At 34.2% G+C, this 1,442-nt stretch carries 1 pseudogene; it reads left to right on the forward strand.

The features are described 5' to 3' along the window. Nucleotides 1-24: 24 nt before the first annotated feature. Nucleotides 25-1,338 (forward strand): annotated as a pseudogene (locus FWJ34_RS19335) (four-carbon acid sugar kinase family protein). Nucleotides 1,339-1,442: the final 104 nt, after the last annotated feature.

Genomic DNA, 1,442 nt, shown 5'->3' on the forward strand with positions numbered 1-1,442 from the left:
TCTGTTAGACATAAACTATTATTTATGAATAAACAACCAAAGATAATTGTATTAGATGATTAACCGACAGGTTCTCAAACAGTCCACAGTTGTTTATTGTTAATGAAATGGGATGTAGAAACTTTACGAGATGGCTTAAAAGATCAATCCTCCATTTTCTTCATTTTAACTAACACAAGGGCATTAACTCCCACAGAAGCTCAACAAGTTACTCAAGAAGTTTGTCGTAATTTAAAAGAGGCGATCGCCTTAGAAGGAATTAAAGAGTATTTAGTAGTAAGTAGATCAGATTCTACGTTAAGAGGGCATTATCCTCTAGAAACAGACGTTATTGCTGAAGAATTAGGCGAATTTGACGCACATTTCCTCATACCGGCATTTTTTGAAGGCGGAAGAATCACCCGTAACTCGATTCATTATCTATTAATCAACGGTGTTGAAACTCCCGTGCATCAAACGGAATTTGCTCAAGATTCTGTTTTTGGTTATAAATATAGTTACCTTCCTGATTATGTAGAAGAAAAAACAAAAGGTAAAATTATCGCCGATAAAGTCGAGAGATTTTTGTTAGATGAGATTAGAAATGATAGTAGAAATCGCCTTCGAGAGTTGAAACATAATCAATGTGTGGTAGTCGATGGTGAAAATCAACAGGATTTAGATAAATTTGCCCATGATTTACTACAAATTGCTCGTGAGGGCAAAAAGTTCCTTTTTCGTAGTGCAGCTAGTATTTTAACTTCCTTAGCGGGATTAGGGAAACAACCCATTGAAGCAGAAGCTATGGCTAAATATAAACCTACGAGTAACTCTGGGGTTATTATAGTCGGTTCTCACGTTAAAAAAACCACCGCTCAACTTAATCAATTATTACAGCAACCTGATATTGTCGGCATTGAAATTGATGTAACCATTTTAAGGGATGATTTAACTCAACGAGACGGCATTATCACATTAGCTTTAGACAAGATAAAAGATACTTTAAATAACGGCAAAACTCCCGTAGTTTATACCAGTCGTCAAGAATTGAATTTTCCTGACATCGAAACAAGATTAGAATTTGGTAAACAAGTTTCGGCGGTATTGATGGATATTGTGCGAGGTTTACCTTCAGATATTGGTTTTTTAATTAGTAAAGGTGGTATTACTTCTAATGATGTTTTAAGTGATGGTTTAGCTTTAAAGGAAGCGCGATTATTAGGGCAAATTTTAGCTGGATGTTCTGTTATAATTACTCCTGACAATCATCATCTTTTTCCGAATTTACCAGTAGTTTTATTCCCAGGTAATGTAGGAGATGAAAATGGTTTAGTTACTGTTTATCAAAGACTTAAATAATTGGGAATAAGGAATATATAACAATCTTAATCGACTTTTAATTTTTAACTAAAAAAATAATGGCGATCGCAATTGATTTTGGCACAAGTAATACTGTCATTACT

This window comes from Geminocystis sp. GBBB08 (assembly GCF_016743215.1).
Taxonomy (GTDB): domain Bacteria; phylum Cyanobacteriota; class Cyanobacteriia; order Cyanobacteriales; family Cyanobacteriaceae; genus Geminocystis.